Origin of the sequence: Streptomyces finlayi (genome assembly GCF_014216315.1) — a bacterium.
Taxonomy (GTDB): Bacteria; Actinomycetota; Actinomycetes; order Streptomycetales; family Streptomycetaceae; genus Streptomyces; species Streptomyces finlayi_A.
In genome coordinates, this window is sequence record NZ_CP045702.1 from 3836016 (window position 1) to 3851239 (window position 15224).

A 15224-nucleotide genomic window follows, 5' to 3' on the forward strand; every position below is an offset into this window, starting at 1 on the left:
TAATCAGGCTCCTTGAGCTTTGGACGAGGTCTCTGTGGCCGGGCTGAGGGGTTCGGAGACCGACCCTCCGGACGGCACATCAGCGGCGGAGTCCCCGCCCTTGCCACCGCGCGAAGAGCTGCGCAGCAGTTCGTGCCAGCGCGGACGTTTGCGCGGCGGAACATGGTCCACACCGCCGGGTGACCACGGGTTGCACCGAAGGATGCGCCAGGCGGTCAGCGCTGTTCCCTTGATCGCACCGTGCCGGTCGATCGCCGTATATCCATAGTGGGAACACGACGGGTAGTAGCGGCAGACAGGCCCGAGAAGCGGGCTGATCGTCCACTGATACAGCTTGATGAGAGCCAGCAGCGGGTACTTCATCGCGCGCCCCCTCCCAGTAGCCGCTGAAGGGCGGCGTCCAGGTCTCGGGCCAGCTGGGCATGCTCGGCGTCGCCCGATCCGGGCAGCGCTCGTACGACAACAAGGCTACCGGGGGGCAGCTGAGCCAGCCGTTCGCGGACCAGATGGCGAAGCCTTCGCTTCACCGCTGTGCGTACGACCGCTCCACCCACAGCTTTGCTGACAACGAAACCCGCACGCGGCGGGGGAGCACTCTCCCCAGTCACGTGCGGGTCCGTTGAACCGCTGCTCAGATGGACGACAAGTAGCGGGCGACCAGCCCGGCGTCCTCGTCGTACCGCGGTCGCGAAGTCCTCGCGCCGCCTCAGCCGATTCTCGGTAGGCAGCACGTCATGGACCTGTTAGCGATCAGGCGGACAGGCTGCTGCGGCCCTTGACACGGCGGTTCGCAAGAATCGCACGGCCGGCACGGGTACGCATACGCAGGCGGAAACCGTGGGTCTTGGCACGACGACGGTTGTTCGGCTGGAAGGTGCGCTTGCTCACTCGGGGGCTCCAGAAATGATCGTGGATTGGCGGGACATCGCCTGGCTGTCACCGTGCGCCCACGAGGAACTCGCGTAAACGCCTTCAGTGCACCGCTTCACGATCACACGATCGTGATCTTTGCCCATCGGAGGCAGGCGGCAGCAGCCATCGACAACTCGACCTGGTCACGGTACGCGCGGCTGCGCCATCCGGTCAAACCGGCCCCGCGCGACCCCCCGCTGTGCACAGCCTGTGGACAACAACTTGAACCGTTCGGGTCGGCCTGACTACCGTGGATGAACTCCGGTTCTTTTCCTTCCCGACTGCCGGGCCTCACCCGACCCGACCCATCCCGTCCCGAGAACCACACATTCGTGGGACCTGCGAGAGAGCGTGCCCTGTGGCTGACGTACCTGCCGATCTTGCCGCAGTGTGGCCACGCGTGCTGGAGCAACTGCTCGGGGAGGGGCAGCAGGGCATCGAGCCGAAGGACAAGCAGTGGATCGAGCGCTGCCAGCCCCTGGCCCTGGTCGCCGACACCGCACTGCTCGCCGTGCCGAACGAATGGGGCAAGCGCGTCCTGGAGGGCCGGCTCGCGCCGCTCATCAGCGAGACGCTCACCCGTGAGTGCGGCCGTCCGATCCGAATCGCGATCACCGTCGACGACTCGGCGGGCGAACCGCCGTCCCCGCCGGCACCCCCGATGCATCAGTCGCACCAGGGCCAGCAGTCGCATCTCTACCAGGGGCAGCGCGACGAGCCCCAGCACGACGACGCCTACGACAATTACGGCCGCCGGCCCTCCGACGACGGCATGCCCACGGCCCGGCCGGCCTACCCGGACTACCAGCAGCAGCGTCCCGAGCCCGGCGCCTGGCCGCGGACCCAGGACGACCTGTCCTGGCAGCAGCCCCGGCATGGCGGCTATCAGGACCGCGACCCGTACGCGAACCCGCGCCCCCAGCAGCCGCAGCACGACTACCGTCCCCAGCCGCCGGAGCGCCAGGGATACGAGCAGCAGCGACCCGACCGTCACGACATGCAGGAGTCTCAGCCCCAGCACCGCCAGAACGGCCCCGGCACTGGACGCGGCGGCCATCCCGGCACGATGGGCGGGCAGTCCTCGCCCTCATCGCGTCCCGGCGAACCGCAGGCCCGGCTGAACCCGAAGTACCTCTTCGACACCTTCGTCATCGGTGCGTCGAACCGATTCGCGCACGCCGCGGCCGTGGCCGTCGCCGAGGCCCCCGCGAAGGCGTACAACCCCCTCTTCATCTACGGGGAGTCGGGGCTCGGCAAGACCCACCTGCTGCACGCCATCGGGCACTACGCGCGGAGCCTCTATCCGGGGACCCGGGTGCGGTACGTGAGCTCGGAGGAGTTCACCAACGAGTTCATCAACTCGATCCGCGACGGCAAGGGCGACACCTTCCGCAAGCGATACCGCGATGTGGACATCCTGCTCGTCGACGACATCCAGTTCCTGGCGAGCAAGGAGTCGACGCAGGAGGAGTTCTTCCACACCTTCAATACGCTCCACAACGCGAACAAGCAGATCGTGCTCTCCTCGGACCGGCCGCCCAAGCAGCTGGTGACCCTCGAGGACCGGCTCCGCAACCGTTTCGAGTGGGGCCTGACGACCGATGTGCAGCCGCCCGAGCTGGAGACGCGCATCGCGATCCTCCGTAAGAAAGCGGTCCAGGAGCAGCTCAACGCCCCGCCCGAGGTGCTGGAGTTCATCGCTTCCCGCATCTCGCGGAACATCCGGGAGCTGGAGGGCGCCCTGATCCGGGTGACCGCCTTCGCCAGCCTCAACCGGCAGCCGGTCGACCTCGGCCTGACCGAGGGCGTACTGAAGGATCTGATCCCGGGCGGTGAGGACGCGGCCCCCGAGATCACCGCGCCGGCCATCATGGCGGCGACCGCCGACTACTTCGGCCTGACGGTGGAGGACCTCTGCGGATCCTCGCGCAGTCGCGTGCTGGTGACCGCCCGACAGATCGCCATGTACCTGTGCCGTGAGCTGACGGACCTGTCCCTGCCGAAGATCGGCGCCCAGTTCGGCGGCCGTGACCATACGACGGTGATGCACGCGGACCGGAAGATCCGTGCGCTGATGGCGGAGCGGCGCTCCATCTACAACCAGGTCACCGAGCTCACCAACCGCATCAAGAACAGCTGACGAGCCGGGGACTCGGCTCCGTACGACGAAGGGCGCCCCCGGGAGGCCGTTTTCGGTCCTCCTGGGGCGCCCTTCGTCGTGGAGACAGGGACGGGGAGAGACCGGCAAGGGACCGAAAGAGGGCCGGAGGAGGCCCGTCACGCGGCCGCAGAGGGCTCCGTTGGGCGCTGAAGATGCCTCCGGAGCCGCTCGAAACCCCTCGCGAACGGCGACCGGGCAGCTCCTCCGCGCTTTCGCTGTTCGAATAGCCCCTCGTGGAAGGCACTTCTCCACAGATCTGCGGGTAATCCGCCGTCCACAGCCTGGGGACTACAAAGTTGTCCATAATGCGTCCACAGGTAGGACTGTCGATAGTTCATCAGACCAGGTCAGGTGGCTGGGGATTTGTGGTCAACGATGATCCACAGCCTGTGGACAACTTATTTGTCCACAGGGGGCCGTTGGGGTTGTCCACCGTCGGCCCACAGGCTGGATGATGTTGTCCCCAGCTTCTCCACACCCCTGTCCACTGTTCGGCAACCCGACATGCCCTCTCACCGTCCGGAGTGAAAGGCGTCACACCAAGGGGGTCGGTTGGGCTGTGGGCAACCGGGGTAAAGCTGGGGACGGCCCTGGGGAGAAGTGACCGTCTCCTGTGTACCGGGTGTGCAGAACTTTCGTGTGTCCACAGAACCCCTTAGTTGTCCACCGGTGCCGCCCACAGGGTCGGTGGACAAAAAACCGGGCCTGACCTGCGAAAACGAGGTTATCCACGGTTTCCACAGGCCCTACTACTACTGCCACACATAGTTAGCCAGGAATCCGCTTCGAAGTGGGGCCTGTGCATAACTTCGGCCGGACCGCTCCGGACCGCTTCTCGCGACTTGACCCCGAGCAGCAACGAGTGTCGGTGCCGTACGTCAGACTGGACCCCGGCGTCCTCCCCAGCCCCACGGCAGGAAGACCCGACCAGACGACGAAGGCCAGCAGGGCGAGCGAGCAACAGCAGGAGGCGGTTCCGGTGAAGATCCGGGTGGAGCGCGATGTACTCGCGGAGGCGGTGGCCTGGGTGGCCCGGAGCCTCCCGGCCCGTCCGCCGGCCCCCGTTCTCGCGGGCCTTCTCCTGAAGGCCGAGGACGGAGCCCTCAGCTTCTCGAGCTTCGACTACGAGGTCTCGGCACGGGTCTCGGTGGACGCGGAGGTCGACGAGGACGGCACGGTGCTCGTCTCCGGCCGGCTGCTCGCCGACATCTGCCGCGCCCTTCCGAACCGGCCGGTGGAGATTTCCACAGACGGTGTACGGGCGACCGTGGTCTGCGGCTCCTCGCGATTCACACTCCACACCCTTCCTGTGGAGGAGTACCCGGCGCTGCCGGAGATGCCCACAGCGACCGGCACCGTTGCCGGTGAGGTCTTCGCATCGGCCGCCGCCCAGGTGGCCATCGCGGCGGGCCGGGACGACACGCTGCCCGTCCTCACCGGGGTGCGGATCGAGATCGAGGGCGACACCGTCACCCTCGCCTCCACCGACCGCTACCGTTTCGCGGTCCGTGAGTTCCTGTGGAAGCCGGAGAACCCGGACGTCTCGGCGGTGGCCCTCGTGCCCGCCAAGACGCTCCTGGACACGGCCAAGGCACTGACCAGCGGTGACACGGTCACGCTCGCGCTGTCCGGTTCCGGTGCCGGTGAAGGTCTGATCGGTTTCGAGGGCGCGGGCCGGCGTACGACCACGCGGCTGCTCGAAGGCGACCTGCCGAAGTACCGGACGCTGTTCCCCACCGAGTTCAACTCGGTCGCGGTCATCGAGACCGCCCCCTTCGTCGAGGCCGTCAAGCGTGTGGCCCTCGTCGCCGAGCGGAACACCCCGGTGCGCCTCAGCTTCGAGCAGGGTGTGCTGATCCTGGAGGCGGGTTCCAGCGACGATGCACAGGCTGTGGAGCGCGTCGACGCCGTGCTCGACGGTGACGACATCTCGATCGCCTTCAACCCGACGTTCCTGCTGGACGGACTCAGCGCGATCGACTCCCCGGTCGCACAGCTCTCCTTCACGACGTCCACCAAGCCCGCCCTGCTGAGCGGCCGGCCGGCCGTCGACGCGGAGGCGAACGACGCGTACAAGTACCTGATCATGCCGGTCCGCCTCTCCGGCTGATCCGGCGATCGGACCCTTCACGGCAGCACCCGGCGGGCTCGCTCGACGCTGAGCAGGCCCGCCGCGCTGTCCCCTGCCGGGCGTAGGCTCGGCCTTGGGTACGAATCGGCACAACGCTTAAGGAATCTCTGATGGAGCTCGGTCTCGTCGGCCTCGGCAAGATGGGCGGCAACATGCGCGAGCGCATCCGCCGCGCAGGCCACACCGTCATCGGTTACGACCGCAACCCGGATGTCTCCGACGTCCAGAGCCTCGAAGAGCTCGTGGGCAAGCTCAAGGGCCCGCGGGTCATCTGGGTGATGGTCCCGGCGGGCGCCGCGACCCAGTCCACCGTCGACGAGCTGTCGGCCCTGCTGTCGCCCGGCGACATCGTGGTCGACGGCGGGAACTCCCGCTGGACGGACGACGAGAAGCACGCCGTCGAGCTGGGCATCAAGGGCATCGGCTTCGTCGACTGCGGAGTCTCCGGCGGTGTCTGGGGCCTTGAGAACGGCTACGCGCTGATGTACGGCGGCGACGCCGAGAACGTCGCGAAGGTCCAGCCGATCTTCGACGCCCTCAAGCCCGAGGGTGAGTTCGGCTCCGTGCACGCGGGCAAGGTCGGCGCCGGCCACTTCGCGAAGATGGTCCACAACGGCATCGAGTACGCCATGATGCAGGCCTACGCCGAGGGCTGGGAGCTCCTGGAGAAGGTCGACTCCGTCACCGACGTGCGCGAGGTCTTCCGCTCCTGGCAGGAGGGCACGGTCATCCGTTCCTGGCTGCTCGACCTGGCGGTCAACGCGCTGGACGACGACGAGCACCTCGACAAGCTGCGTGGGTTCGCCGCCGACTCCGGAGAGGGCCGCTGGACGGTGGAGGCCGCCATCGACAACGCGGTGCCGCTGCCCGCGATCACCGCGTCTCTCTTCGCGCGGTTCGCCTCGCGCCAGGAGGACTCCCCGCAGATGAAGATGATCGCCGCGCTGCGCAACCAGTTCGGCGGCCACGCGGTCGAGAACAAGAAGTAGATCAAGAAACGATCAAGAAGCAGTTCGAGCAGTACCGGCTCGGAGCAGGAAATCGGGAGGTCGGCGCACATGCATGTCACGCATCTCTCGCTGGCCGACTTCCGCTCGTACGCCCGGGTCGAGGTTCCTCTCGACCCGGGCGTCACCGCGTTCGTGGGGGCCAACGGCCAGGGCAAGACGAATCTCGTCGAGGCCATCGGCTATCTCTCGACACTCGGCAGCCATCGTGTCTCGTCCGATGCGCCGCTCGTGCGGATGGGAGCCGAGCGGGCCGTGATCCGGGCCGCCGTCACCCAGGGCGAGCGTTCACAGCTGATCGAGCTCGAACTCAATCCGGGGCGGGCGAACCGCGCCCGGATCAACAGGTCTTCGCAGGTCAGACCCCGTGACGTACTGGGCATCGTACGCACCGTGCTGTTCGCTCCCGAGGATCTTGCCCTGGTGAAGGGTGATCCCGGGGAGCGCCGCCGCTTCCTCGACGAACTGGTCACGGCGCGATCGCCGCGGATGGCCGGGGTCCGTTCCGACTACGAGCGGGTGCTGAAGCAGCGCAACACCCTGCTGAAGTCCGCGGCGATGGCACGCAGGCACGGTGGCCGTTCGATGGACCTGTCGACGCTGGACGTCTGGGACCAGCATCTGGGCCGGGTCGGTGCCGAGCTGCTCGCGCAGCGGCTGGACCTGATCGCGACTCTGGAGCCCCTCGCGGACAAGGCGTACGGCGATGTCGCCCCGGGCGGCGGACCCGTGACCCTGGAGTACCGCAGCTCGATCGGCGCCGGGGTGGAGCCCGCACGGACCCGTGACGAGCTGTACGAGCAGGTGATCGCGGCGCTCGCGGAGGTCCGTAAGCAGGAGATCGAGCGGGGCGTGACCCTGGTCGGTCCGCACCGTGACGATCTTCTGCTCGGGCTGCGCGGGATGCCGGCGAAGGGTTACGCGAGTCATGGCGAGTCCTGGTCGTACGCGCTGGCGCTGCGCCTGGCCTCGTACGAGCTGCTGCGCTCCGAGGGCAACGAGCCGGTGCTGATCCTGGACGACGTGTTCGCGGAGCTGGACGCGCGGCGCCGGGAGCGGCTGGCGGAGCTGGTGGCCCAGGGTGAGCAGGTGCTGGTGACGGCCGCCGTGGACGACGACGTCCCGGGCGTGCTCGCGGGTACGCGGTACGAAGTGTCCGAGGGCGGTGTGGAGCGGGTATGAGCAGCCTTAGAAGGATGTCGGGGGTCTCGGGTCCCGGTCCGGGCGCTGCCGAGCCCTCGCTGGATTCCGTGGGTGAGCCGGATGTACGGGAACGGGTGGCGAAGCAGCCGGAGGTCTCCGGGGTCGACCTGGCACGGGTGGCCCTTCGTGCGGCCAAGGAGCAGGCACGTGCGCGTGGCGCTGCGGCGCAGCAGAAGAAGCAGGCCAGGCGCGGTGGTGGTCTGCGGTCGGGGGCGCGGTCGGACGGTCGTGATCCGTTGTCGCTGGGTTCGGCGATCAACCGGCTGATCACCGAGCGCGGGTGGGAGACGCCCGCGGCGGTGGGTGGGGTGATGGGGCGGTGGCCGCAGATCGTGGGCGACGATCTGGCGAATCACTGTGTGCCCCTGCGGTACGACGAGGCTCCGGCCGAGCGTGTGCTGACCGTGCAGTGCGATTCGACGGCGTGGGCGACGCAGCTGCGGCTGCTGGCTCCGCAGCTGGTGGCCCGGTTGAACGCGGATCTCGGGCACGGCACGGTGCGTGTGATCAAGGTGCAGGGGCCGACGGGCCCGCAGCGTCGCTTCGGACCCCTGCGGGCGCCGGGAAGCAAGGGCCCCGGGGATACGTACGGCTGAGCTGGCGTTTCCCGCTCCGCAGCGAGTGTGCCCCGGCCTGTGCCGGGGCTTTTCGCTGAGTGGCGCCCGGCAGTTCTCCCCTCGGGGCGCTGCCCGCTGCTCCCGGGGTGCGGTGTTATGCACAGGTTCGCGGCCGACTGTGGATCTGCGGCGTCCCTCACCGTAGCGAGAGGTTGACAGGCCGAAGCGCTCAATGCCCGTGTGAGCCTCCTCAGCCCCCTTCCCGGATATGGGGAGTCGGCAGGCTCCGGTTCAGGGCGGCACATGGGGACTCAGGTACCGGCAAACCCCCATTCGTGTCGGCGCTACCGGTAGACTGGTGAGTAATCCCGTCCCTGTGCGGGATTCGTCGATACAAGCCGAACGACGCAGCCGCTCCCGCCTGTCCGGAGAACGGCCTGTGCTGTGCCAGAAAGGGCGCTTCGTGGCCGATTCCGGCAACCCCAACCAGAACAACCCGTCCACAACCGGTGAGAACGGCGAGGTCACGTCCTCGTACGACGCCAGTGCGATCACGGTGCTCGAGGGCCTGGACGCGGTCCGCAAGCGGCCTGGCATGTACATCGGTTCCACCGGTGAGCGCGGTCTCCACCACCTCGTGCAGGAGGTTGTCGACAACTCGGTCGACGAGGCGATGGCCGGGCACGCGGACGCCATCGACGTCACGATCCTCGCCGACGGCGGGGTGCGCGTCATCGACAACGGCCGCGGCATCCCGGTCGGCATCGTGCCGTCCGAGGGCAAGCCGGCCGTCGAGGTCGTGCTCACCGTGCTGCACGCGGGCGGAAAGTTCGGAGGCGGCGGCTACGCCGTGTCCGGCGGTCTGCACGGCGTCGGTGTCTCCGTGGTCAACGCCCTGTCCACACGGGTGGCCGTGGAGATCAAGACGGACGGCTACCGCTGGACCCAGGACTACAAGCTCGGTGTCCCGACGGCCCCGCTGGCGCGTCACGAGGCCACCGACGAGACCGGTACGACCGTCACCTTCTGGGCCGACGGGGACGTCTTCGAGACGACCGAGTACTCCTTCGAGACCCTTTCGCGCCGCTTCCAGGAGATGGCGTTCCTCAACAAGGGCCTCACTCTCAAGCTGACGGACGAGCGCGAGTCGGCGAAGGCGACGGTGGGCGCGGACAGCGTCGAGGCGGTCGACGTCCCCGAGGAGGAGACGACCCGGACGGTCACGTACCACTACGAGGACGGCATCGTCGACTTCGTGAAGTACCTGAACTCCCGCAAGGGCGACGTCATTCACCAGTCGGTGATCGACATCGAGGCCGAGGACAAGGAGCGACTCCTCTCGGCCGAGATCGCGATGCAGTGGAACACGCAGTACACGGAGGGGGTCTACTCCTTCGCCAACGCGATCCACACGCATGACGGGGGTACGCACGAGGAGGGCTTCCGTGCGGCGCTGACCTCTCTGGTCAACCGGTACGCGCGCGACAAGAAGCTGCTGCGCGAGAAGGACGACAACCTCACGGGTGAGGACGTCCGCGAGGGTCTGACGGCGATCATCTCGGTGAAGCTGGGCGAGCCGCAGTTCGAGGGCCAGACGAAGACCAAGCTGGGCAACACGGAGGCCAAGACCTTCGTGCAGAAGGTCGTCCACGAACAGCTGACGGACTGGTTCGACCGGAACCCGAACGAGGCCGCCGACATCATCCGTAAGGGCATCGCCGCGTCGACCGCCCGCGTGGCGGCCCGCAAGGCCCGCGACCTGACCCGCCGCAAGGGGCTCCTGGAGAGCGCCTCGCTGCCGGGCAAGCTCAGCGACTGTCAGTCGAACGACCCGACGAAGTGCGAGATCTTCATCGTCGAGGGTGACTCCGCCGGTGGTTCGGCGAAGTCCGGTCGTAACCCGATGTACCAGGCCATCCTGCCGATCCGAGGCAAGATCCTGAACGTCGAGAAGGCCCGGATCGACAAGATCCTGCAGAACACCGAGGTCCAGGCCCTCATCTCGGCCTTCGGAACCGGGGTCCACGAGGACTTCGACATCGAGAAGCTCCGCTATCACAAGATCATTCTGATGGCGGACGCCGACGTCGACGGCCAGCACATCAACACCCTGCTGCTGACGTTCCTGTTCCGCTTCATGCGGCCGCTGGTCGAGGCGGGGCACGTCTACCTCTCGCGCCCGCCGCTCTACAAGATCAAATGGGGCCGGGACGACTTCGAGTACGCGTACTCGGACCGCGAGCGCGACGCCCTCGTCGAGCTCGGCAAGCAGAACGGCAAGCGGACCCGGGAAGACTCGATCCAGCGCTTCAAGGGCCTCGGCGAGATGAACGCCGAGGAGCTGCGCATCACCACGATGGACCAGGACCACCGGGTCCTCGGCCAGGTCACCCTGGACGACGCGGCGCAGGCCGACGACCTGTTCTCGGTGCTGATGGGCGAGGACGTCGAGGCACGGCGCTCGTTCATCCAGCGCAACGCCAAGGACGTCCGTTTCCTCGACATCTGAGTCGGCCGTACAAGCAAGCCGCAGTGCGAAAGGACTTTGACCAGCAATGGCCGACGAGAACACCCCTGTGATGCCCGACGAGGAGCCCGCTGTCCCGGGCATCGGTATGCGTGTCGAGCCCGTCGGGCTCGAGACGGAGATGCAGCGCTCCTACCTCGACTACGCGATGTCCGTCATCGTGTCGCGTGCCCTGCCGGACGTGCGGGACGGTCTGAAGCCCGTCCACCGCCGTGTGCTGTACGCGATGTACGACGGCGGCTACCGGCCCGAGAAGGGCTTCTACAAGTGCGCCCGCGTCGTCGGTGACGTCATGGGTACCTACCACCCGCACGGCGACTCCTCGATCTACGACGCGCTCGTGCGACTGGCGCAGCACTGGTCGATGCGCATGCCGCTCGTGGACTCCAACGGCAACTTCGGTTCTCCGGGCAACGACCCGGCCGCGGCGATGCGGTACACCGAGTGCAAGATGATGCCGCTGTCCATGGAGATGGTCCGGGACATCGACGAGGAGACCGTCGACTTCAAGGACAACTACGACGGCCGTAACCAGGAGCCGGTCGTCCTCCCGGCGCGGTTCCCGAACCTGCTGATCAACGGCTCCGCGGGCATCGCGGTTGGTATGGCCACCAACATCCCGCCGCACAACCTGCGCGAGGTCGCGGCCGGTGCGCAGTGGTATCTGGAGCACCCGGAGGCTTCGCACGAGGAGCTGCTGGACGCGCTGCTCGAGCGGATCAAGGGCCCCGACTTCCCGACGGGCGCGCTCGTCGTCGGCCGCAAGGGCATCGAGGACGCGTACCGCACGGGCCGCGGCTCCATCACGATGCGCGCGGTCGTGGCGGTCGAGGAGATCCAGGGCCGCCAGTGCCTGGTCGTCACCGAGCTTCCGTACCAGACCAACCCCGACAACCTCGCGCAGAAGATCGCCGACCTGGTGAAGGACGGCAAGGTCGGCGGCATCGCCGACGTCCGTGACGAGACGTCATCGCGCACCGGTCAGCGCCTGGTCGTCGTGCTCAAGCGCGACGCGGTCGCCAAGGTCGTACTGAACAACCTCTACAAGCACACCGACCTGCAGACGAACTTCGGCGCGAACATGCTGGCGCTCGTCGACGGTGTGCCGCGCACCCTGTCGATCGACGCGTTCATCCGCCACTGGGTGACGCACCAGATCGAGGTCATCGTCCGGCGTACGAAGTTCCGGCTGCGCAAGGCCGAGGAGCGGGCGCACATCCTGCGCGGTCTGCTCAAGGCGCTGAACGCGATCGACGAGGTCATCGCACTCATCCGGCGCAGCAACACGGTGGAGATCGCCCGCGAGGGCCTGATGGGCCTCCTGGAGATCGACGAGATCCAGGCGAACGCGATCCTGGAGATGCAGCTGCGCCGGCTGGCCGCACTGGAGCACCAGAAGATCACCGCCGAGCACGACGAGCTCCAGGCGAAGATCAACGAGTACAACGCGATCCTGGCGTCGCCCGAGCGGCAGCGGCAGATCGTCAGCGAGGAGCTGGCGGCGATCGTCGAGAAGTTCGGCGACGACCGGCGTTCCAAGCTGGTGCCCTTCGACGGGGACATGTCCATCGAGGACCTGATCGCCGAGGAGGACATCGTCGTCACGATCTCCCGCGGCGGCTATGTGAAGCGCACGAAGACGGACGACTACCGCTCGCAGAAGCGCGGCGGCAAGGGCGTGCGCGGCACGAAGCTCAGGGAAGACGACATCGTCGACCACTTCTTCGTGTCGACGACGCACCACTGGCTGCTGTTCTTCACGAACAAGGGCCGGGTCTACCGGGCGAAGGCGTACGAGCTTCCGGACGCCGGCCGGGACGCGCGCGGTCAGCACGTCGCCAACCTGCTGGCCTTCCAGCCGGACGAGCAGATCGCCGAGATCCTGGCCATCCGTGACTACGACGCGGCGCCGTACCTGATCCTGGCGACGAAGGGCGGTCTCGTGAAGAAGACCGCGCTCAAGGACTACGACTCGCCCCGTTCCGGCGGCGTCATCGCGATCAACCTCCGGGAGACGGAGGACGGCAGCGACGACGAACTGATCGGTGCGGAGCTGGTATCGGCCGAGGACGACCTGCTGCTCATCAGCAAGAAGGCCCAGTCGATCAGGTTCACCGCGACGGACGACGCGCTGCGTCCTATGGGCCGTGCCACCTCGGGTGTGAAGGGCATGAGTTTCCGTGAGGGCGACGAACTGCTCTCGATGAATGTTGTCCGGCCGGGTACGTTCGTGTTCACTGCCACCGACGGCGGGTACGCGAAGCGGACCCCCGTCGACGAGTACCGCGTTCAGGGTCGGGGCGGCCTGGGTATCAAGGCTGCCAAGATCGTGGAGGACAGGGGCTTGCTCGTCGGTGCGCTGGTGGTGGAGGAGACGGACGAGATCCTCGCCATCACGCTCGGCGGTGGTGTGATTCGCACGCGAGTCAATGAAGTCAGGGAGACGGGCCGTGACACCATGGGCGTCCAACTGATCAATCTGGGCAAGCGTGACGCCGTCGTCGGCATCGCGCGCAACGCCGAGGCCGGTCGTGAGGCTGAAGAGGTCGATGGGACCGTTGATGCCGAAGGCGAGACGGTCGAGGCTCCGGCCGAGAACGTGGTCGAGGGCACTGCCGGGGGCACGGAGCCTTCGGCCGGGTAGCACGAGGAGTAGAGCGTGAGTGGAGCCACGGGCGCCGGTTCGGCCGCTTCCGGAGATGGAGCGAACGGTGCCCGTGGCCCTGCCACGGACTCCCAAGGGGGCACTGTGACGGACACTCGGGGGCCACAGCCCCAGTACGAGGGATATGCGACCGGGCCGTTGCCCGGTGAGCGTGAGCCCGCCCAGGGACCTGTGGGTCCCTACCACCCGCCGCAGGCGTACGCGGCGCCTGCGGGCGGCACACAGGGCGGGGGCGGCACCATGGGGGGATCGCAGGCCACACGCCGTCCTCGGACGGGCGCACGGACCACTCCGCGAACGCGTAAGGCGCGTCTGCGGGTGGCCAAGGCCGATCCGTGGTCGGTGATGAAGGTGAGCTTCCTGCTCTCCATCGCACTGGGCATCTGCACGGTGGTCGCGGCCGCGGTCCTGTGGATGGTGATGGACGCGATGGGCGTCTTCTCCACCGTGGGCGGCACGATCAGCGAGGCCACCGGTTCGAACGAGAGCAACGGCTTCGATCTTCAGTCGTTCCTGTCGCTGCCGCGGGTGCTTGTCTTCACCTCGGTCATCGCGGTGATCGACGTGGTGCTGGCCACCGCGCTGGCGACGCTGGGCGCCTTCATCTACAACTTGTCGGCCGGCTTCGTGGGTGGTGTCGAGCTCACTCTGGCCGAGGACGAGTAGCGCGCCAGGTATCGATTTTGGGACTGGCCCCGACGTGCGCTAATCTTCAGAAGTCAGCGCACAGCGCGGCGGGGCTATAGCTCAGTTGGTTAGAGCGCATCCCTGATAAGGATGAGGCCACAGGTTCAAATCCTGTTAGCCCCACCAGTACGGCAGAGGCCCCCAACCATTCGTGGTTGGGGGCCTCTGCCGTTTCCAAGGGGATCTTGGCTGTCCGGTGCGGGCGGCAGCCGATGCCGGCTTGCGGGGGCACCGGGGGTGTGGCAGTGGTGGTGCGGGATCAGCGGGTGCGGGACCGGTGGCGAAGGATCAGCTCAGCGGTGCGGGCGCACGGAAAAGGCCCCTGTCCGGTGTGAACCGGACCTGGGGCCCTGGGGGTCGGTCGTGGGTGCCGCTCGGTGCTCCCGGCCTCCGCGCGGCGCTCTCAGCGCGCGCTGTGCCGTCAGGGCGGAAGAAGTGAGGAGTCGCTCGCCGGGGCGCCGTGGGTGGTGCGTGTGCCGTCCGTGGTGAGCGTGGCGTCCGTCGTGTCGGCGGACAGATGCCGGGTGGCGGGCGAGGAGCCGTGGGCCTCGGCGCGGATGCGCTGCTTCATCGTGGGTGGCAGCGCCCTGTCGCGCGGAAGGGTCCATCGGACCGCCGGGGCTGTCGGAGTTGCCGCGGTGGCACCCGTGTGCTCGTGGGTCGTGACCGTCGGCTCGGCGGCCGTGGCCTGGCTGGTGGCGAGACCCAGCGTCGCCAGGATCGCGAAGAAGGCGGTGATGAAGGCGGTCCAGATGCTCTTGATCCTGCGGGCGCTCATGGCCCCTCGCTTTCGGGTGGTCCGGTTTGCTTACCTTTCCGATGATGTGGATTCGGCCCGCGATTTCGGCGACCGACGCCCCGGGCGCGCAGTTCTTCGGATGAACACCACTCGTATGGTGCAACCGGTCCGGAGAATGGCGATTTGGACGGTCGGGTGAGGTGGGTGACCGGGCCGCAGTTGTGTTCCAGGCAGGTCACCGATCGGTATCGGCCGGTGTGTATAGTCGATCGGCAGAAGTCCCTTACGCCAAGGAAAGACGAGGTCGCGCGGTGAAGAAGCTTCTCCTGGTCGCACTGGCTGCCATCGGCGGGCTCCTCGTGTACCGCCAGATCCAGGCGGATCGCGCCGAGCAGGATCTGTGGACGGAGGCGACCGACTCCGTGCCCGCAGGTTCGGGTGTGTGAGACGGAACAGTCCGTTGCGGGCCCCGGTCGCTGAGCGGCCGGGGCTTCGTGCTGCCCGGGGTGCGTGTCCGCCGTTGCGGGAACGTGACAGTGATGCTCTTGAGTTCACCTACGCAAATCGCTAGCTTGCGAGAGCAAATCAGCTGGGATTTCCGTCTAGGGGGCACGGGTGACGGCACGTGAGCACCG

General features: G+C 67.5%; 13 protein-coding genes and 1 tRNA gene. 10 read left to right on the forward strand and 4 right to left on the reverse strand.

The genetic code is table 11. The annotated features are described in order from the left end of the window. Nucleotides 1-3: 3 nt before the first annotated feature. Genes yidD through rpmH form a run of 3 tightly spaced genes read right to left on the reverse strand, consistent with a single transcriptional unit; the run spans nt 4 to nt 888 of the window. Entirely contained in the window at nt 4-363 is a 360-nt protein-coding gene (gene yidD / locus F0344_RS17750) for a membrane protein insertion efficiency factor YidD (protein ID WP_185299718.1), read from the reverse strand. Next, on the reverse strand, nt 360-731 hold the full coding sequence (gene rnpA, locus F0344_RS17755) for a ribonuclease P protein component (protein WP_185299719.1): 372 nt from the start codon (nt 729-731) through the stop codon (nt 360-362). The genes yidD and rnpA overlap by 4 nt, the downstream gene beginning before the upstream one ends. 19 nt (nt 732-750) lie before the next feature. Beyond that, nucleotides 751-888, reverse strand: coding sequence for a 50S ribosomal protein L34 (rpmH, locus tag F0344_RS17760; RefSeq protein WP_055512249.1), 138 nt, complete (start codon nt 886-888; stop codon nt 751-753). Between the two features lie 382 nt (nt 889-1270). On the opposite strand from rpmH, the gene dnaA reads away from it, so the two are divergent. The 9 genes from dnaA (at nt 1271) to F0344_RS17805 (ending at nt 13976) form a co-directional block, all read left to right on the forward strand. After that, a complete protein-coding gene (gene dnaA, locus F0344_RS17765; RefSeq protein ID WP_185299720.1) occupies nt 1271-3052 on the forward strand; it encodes a chromosomal replication initiator protein DnaA in 1782 nt (593 codons plus the stop codon). 1000 nt (nt 3053-4052) lie between these two features. Then, nucleotides 4053-5183, forward strand: coding sequence for a DNA polymerase III subunit beta (gene dnaN, locus F0344_RS17770; RefSeq protein WP_185302742.1), 1131 nt, complete (start codon nt 4053-4055; stop codon nt 5181-5183). A gap of 131 nt (nt 5184-5314) precedes the next feature. Then, nucleotides 5315-6193 (forward strand): phosphogluconate dehydrogenase (NAD(+)-dependent, decarboxylating), encoded by an 879-nt coding sequence (gnd, locus tag F0344_RS17775; RefSeq protein ID WP_185299721.1) that lies wholly within the window; start codon nt 5315-5317, stop codon nt 6191-6193. Between the two features lie 69 nt (nt 6194-6262). Further along, complete coding sequence (gene recF / locus F0344_RS17780; RefSeq protein WP_185299722.1) at nt 6263-7393, forward strand: DNA replication/repair protein RecF; 1131 nt, start codon at nt 6263-6265, stop codon at nt 7391-7393. Beyond that, on the forward strand, nt 7390-8010 hold the full coding sequence (locus F0344_RS17785; RefSeq protein ID WP_258049987.1) for a DUF721 domain-containing protein: 621 nt from the start codon (nt 7390-7392) through the stop codon (nt 8008-8010). The genes recF and F0344_RS17785 overlap by 4 nt, the downstream gene beginning before the upstream one ends. A 400-nt stretch (nt 8011-8410) precedes the next feature. After that, the gene (gene gyrB / locus F0344_RS17790) at nt 8411-10480 is read left to right on the forward strand and encodes a DNA topoisomerase (ATP-hydrolyzing) subunit B (protein WP_185299723.1); all 2070 of its coding nucleotides are present in this window, start codon (nt 8411-8413) and stop codon (nt 10478-10480) included. A gap of 46 nt (nt 10481-10526) precedes the next feature. After that, nucleotides 10527-13142, forward strand: coding sequence for a DNA gyrase subunit A (gyrA, locus tag F0344_RS17795; protein ID WP_185299724.1), 2616 nt, complete (start codon nt 10527-10529; stop codon nt 13140-13142). A 105-nt stretch (nt 13143-13247) separates the two neighbouring features. Beyond that, nucleotides 13248-13829 (forward strand): DUF3566 domain-containing protein, encoded by a 582-nt coding sequence (locus F0344_RS17800; RefSeq protein WP_185299725.1) that lies wholly within the window; start codon nt 13248-13250, stop codon nt 13827-13829. A gap of 70 nt (nt 13830-13899) precedes the next feature. Further along, nucleotides 13900-13976: transfer RNA gene (locus F0344_RS17805), tRNA-Ile, on the forward strand. 295 nt (nt 13977-14271) lie between these two features. Here F0344_RS17805 and F0344_RS17810 read toward each other — a convergent pair. Continuing rightward, the gene (locus tag F0344_RS17810) at nt 14272-14628 is read right to left on the reverse strand and encodes a DUF6344 domain-containing protein (protein WP_185299726.1); all 357 of its coding nucleotides are present in this window, start codon (nt 14626-14628) and stop codon (nt 14272-14274) included. Nucleotides 14629-14900: 272 nt separating this feature from the next. Here F0344_RS17810 and F0344_RS35155 point away from each other — a divergent pair, with 272 nt between their 5' ends. Beyond that, entirely contained in the window at nt 14901-15035 is a 135-nt protein-coding gene (locus tag F0344_RS35155; protein ID WP_003958712.1) for a DLW-39 family protein, read from the forward strand. Nucleotides 15036-15224 lie beyond the last annotated feature (189 nt).